6 protein-coding genes and 1 pseudogene are annotated in these 3,711 nt (G+C 42.2%); all 7 read left to right on the top strand.

Annotated features, from left to right (window positions below; translation table 11 throughout):
* Window positions 1-80: 80 nt before the first annotated feature.
* Entirely contained in the window at window positions 81-1,307 is a 1,227-nt protein-coding gene (locus V7L97_RS10935) for a PocR ligand-binding domain-containing protein (RefSeq protein WP_333655921.1), read from the top strand.
* 29 nt (window positions 1,308-1,336) lie between these two features.
* Window positions 1,337-1,846: a sensor domain-containing diguanylate cyclase gene (locus tag V7L97_RS10930; RefSeq protein WP_333655928.1), complete on the top strand. Its 510-nt coding sequence runs from the start codon at window positions 1,337-1,339 to the stop codon at window positions 1,844-1,846.
* Window positions 1,822-2,163: a GGDEF domain-containing protein gene (locus V7L97_RS10925; RefSeq protein ID WP_333655926.1), complete on the top strand. Its 342-nt coding sequence runs from the start codon at window positions 1,822-1,824 to the stop codon at window positions 2,161-2,163. The genes V7L97_RS10930 and V7L97_RS10925 overlap by 25 nt, the downstream gene beginning before the upstream one ends.
* A 166-nt stretch (window positions 2,164-2,329) precedes the next feature.
* Entirely contained in the window at window positions 2,330-2,503 is a 174-nt protein-coding gene (locus V7L97_RS10920) for a hypothetical protein (protein ID WP_333655918.1), read from the top strand.
* Window positions 2,504-2,692: 189 nt separating this feature from the next.
* Entirely contained in the window at window positions 2,693-2,893 is a 201-nt protein-coding gene (locus tag V7L97_RS10915) for a hypothetical protein (protein ID WP_333655916.1), read from the top strand.
* Between the two features lie 45 nt (window positions 2,894-2,938).
* On the top strand, window positions 2,939-3,217 hold the full coding sequence (locus V7L97_RS10910; protein ID WP_333655914.1) for a glycosyltransferase: 279 nt from the start codon (window positions 2,939-2,941) through the stop codon (window positions 3,215-3,217).
* A pseudogene (locus V7L97_RS10905) lies at window positions 3,214-3,684 on the top strand (glycosyltransferase family 2 protein); the annotation flags it as partial. The gene V7L97_RS10910 and the pseudogene V7L97_RS10905, both read left to right, overlap by 4 nt.
* Window positions 3,685-3,711: the final 27 nt, after the last annotated feature.

Genomic DNA, 3,711 nt, shown 5'->3' with positions numbered 1-3,711 from the left:
TTAAGGCCGATTAACGACATTTCGGTCTGCAGAAAAAGTGGCTCTAAAAAGCATACCGGCTTCATGGAAAGTGAATACTCATGGATCTTGAATTTATCGATACACGCTCATTGTCCACCATACAGGATTCCATTTCAGAAATAACCGATCTGTCTTTCTCCACCTATGACAGCAGCGGCGCCCTGTTGACTGCTCCAAAGAAGGAGGACAGGCTGCTTGCCCAGATAAAGTCCTATGCCTCCGGCAGAGAGGAATATGAAAGATTCATCCGTGATGGGATAGAAAAGGCAGTTTTAAGGAAGGAGACATCCGTTATTAAAGGGATTGCCAACCAGCACCAGTTTTTTATCCCTATCGATGTCAACGGCTTTAAACTTGTCCTTGTCAGCAGTCCATTTTACTTTATAAGGACAGAATTTGAGGATTTTTTGATTAAAAAAGGGGAATATTTCGGTTTTTTGCTGTCACATCTTGAATCATGGCTGGAGACAATTAATTTTAAGGACTACCCGTCTGTTCAGAAAATATCGGTCCATATAAAATCCCTGTTCGAAACATTCCTGCAGGGCAGTTATGAAAAGAATCTGAACCGCAGGAGATACCAGATGGCCAAGACAATGATAGATCTCACATTCAATATCCAATTACCGGTGCCTGTAAAAGATTTTTACGCATCGGTTCTTGATGCAATACTCTTTCTCTTTAATGCTGACACAGTCTCCGTAATGGTCAAGGAGAAGAATTTTTTTAAGACTGCCATAGCTTCAGGCAGATTGCAGGATGATGTAAGGACTTTAAGAATAAAGGAAGATAATCCAATGGTCATCCGTTTTGTAGAAGGCTTTATTCCGGAATTCACAAATGATGTCATGGAAATCTCGAAGCTCGGTTTTCCGGAGGGCATAACATCACTGCATATCTTCCCCCTTTTGTGCAGGAACAACACCTATGGTGTAGTGGTCATATATAACTCAGTTTTACCGAGGGAGGAATCCTGCAGCATTTTGGAGTTCTGTAAGCTTTCATCATTGGTCCTTAAAAATCTTTCTTTACAAAATGTCCGTGAAAATTACGCCAATAAAATAACGGCACTAAACACAGCAGTAACAAAATTAACGCCAAAGCTTCATAATCTCGATATCCTTTACGAGACCATTATGGATACGGCCACAGAGCTTCTAAGGTCAGAAAAGGGTTCCCTCATGCTGCCCGAAGAAGGCAGCTTACTGATAAAAGCTGTAAAGGGTATAAACAAGTGGCTTATACAGGATATAAAGATAAGAATAGGAGAGAGAATTCACACATAACAGCATCTATGACGAAAAAATAAAAGAATATAAAGATAAGAATAGGAGAGGGAATTGCGGGAAAGGTATTTGAAGATGGCAAACCCCTTCTTGTAAAGGATATAGCAAAGGCCGGGCTGCCGTCTGTCAAACTTAGAAGCCATTATAAAACAGGCTCCTTTGTCAGTGTGCCGCTGAAGTTTGCTTCCGAGACAATAGGCGTCCTCAGCATTTCGGATAAAACAACAGGAGAAGAGTTTACAGAGCAGGATCTGGATGTGCTCAACTATTTCTCGTCTCATGCCTCGATAGCTTTAAAGACTTCAAGCTATTACAACCTGGCTGAAAAAATGAAAGAGCTTTCCATTGCAGACCCTCTGACAGGGGTCTTTAATAAACGATACCTTCAGGAGCGTTTCGAAGAGGAGATTCACCGCTCGGAGCGTTATGATCTTGTTTTTTCCGTCGCAATATTCGATATCGATTATTTCAAGGTCTTCAATGACACAGAAGGCCATCTTGCAGGAGACAATGCATTAAAAGAAGTTTTGCGCGTATAACCCACGGGTGTTTAAGGGCGAATGATATTATAGCGAGATTCGGCGGCGAAGAATTCGCAGTTTTAATGCCCCAGACAGATAATGAGAAAAAAGAGGCATTTGTCGTTGCAGAAAGAATAAGAGAAAACATCAAAGCGTCCCTTACCCGCAAGTGGGAGAAATTTCCATATCCATCGATAACAGTGAGCATAGGCATAGCATCCTTCCCTGACGATGGCAGAAGCATGGATGAACTGATAGAAAGCGCTGACAGGGCGCTTTACAAGGCAAAGGCATCGGGGAAAGATAGAACCGTTATATTCAAAAAAGAAGATTAAGGTGTAATGTTTCTTTACAAGTCGCAAAGAATTATCCAGATCTTTTTAGACTAATCCCTTAAAATCAGCATTTTTGCAATCTGGCACATAATCTGCTTAACAATTTAATAACAGGGGGTATCTGGCGGTGGCATCTGATAGATGGTTGTTACGGAGGATGTCTTACATGAACAGGCACAAGGCAGAAATTCTTATCTCTATACTCATGGAATCGCCTATGTATCTGACCCTTCCTATCGAGGCGAGGCGCTCTCTTCTGATAAGCCTGCTGGATAGCTATCCCTCCCTTTTCGATGCATGGGATTACGATAAAGAAGTCGAGTTCCGGTATGAGTTTTAACAAGCGGGAAGTCCTCATTGAGGTTACTGTAAAAAGCTTTTAACAGTTGATTAAACCCGTTTAATACAATTGTCCATCGTTTTGACACATCTGAAAATTCAAACCATAGAAAACCTTGCAATTCCGCTATTGTTCTGACAGGCATGTCTTTTGCTCAAATGACAGAAAACATATAAGGAAGAAATAATAATGGCATCTGACAGGACTTTTCATATAGAGCGAGTAAAGGGAACAACTTTCATAGCACTGCTGTCTATAGTTGTGACTGCCTGTTATCTGATATGGCGTTTTAACACACTCAATCCTGATGCGATGGGCTTCTCCATTGTCCTTTACTCTGCAGAGGTCTATGGTTTTATAACAACCCTGATGTTCTTCTTCATGATATAGAAGCCCAGAAAGGGGTTTTCTATTGCTCCGGAGCAGAGTCTCACAGTGGATGTATTCATTCCTACTTTAAATGAGGATGTGGAACTTCTGAGGAAGACGGTTTTAGGATGTCTCAACATGACCTATCCCCATAAGACCCATATCCTTGATGACGGCAGGAGGCCGGAAGTCGAGACTCTTGCAGGGGAGCTTGGATGTGGATACATTGCAAGACCGGATAACGGGGATGCCAAGGCAGGAAATCTCAACCATGCCCTGGAAAGGACAAATGGAATGCAGCCTTCTTCTGTGGGAGTTGTGCGGTTCTCAGGAGGAAGACATTAGAGGATATAGGAGGATTTGCCACAGGCACAGTGACAGAGGATTTGCATACATCGATAAGGCTCCATGCGAGGGGATGGAAATCTATTTATCACAACGAGAGTCTTGCATACGGCATTGCTGCCCCTGTCCTTTATCCTTTCCAGCAGCAGAGGCTTAGATGGGGGCAGGGAGCCATGCAGGTCTTAACAAGGGATAATCCTGTTTTTATAAAGGGACTTACATTTCCCCAGAGGATATGCTATCTGGCATCCATAATCACATATTTTGACGGTTTTCAGAAGGCTGTTTATTATGTCTCTCCGATAATCGTACTTCTTACCGGTTTTTATCCGATTAAGGCCATTAATATGGATTTCCTCATCAGGTTCATCCCGCACCTCGGCCTTTCCATCTGGGCTTATGAGGAGATGACAAAGGGCTTTGGCAGGATTTTTCTTATGGAGTCAACTATAAAGAATTCTCCTTAACACGGAAATAAGTTTTATGAGAAAGCA

The organism is Dissulfurispira sp. (assembly GCF_036745535.1).
Lineage (GTDB): Bacteria > Nitrospirota > Thermodesulfovibrionia > Thermodesulfovibrionales > Dissulfurispiraceae > Dissulfurispira.
Note: the sequence above shows the minus strand (reverse complement) of the source record. Positions and strands in the feature narration are given on the sequence as shown.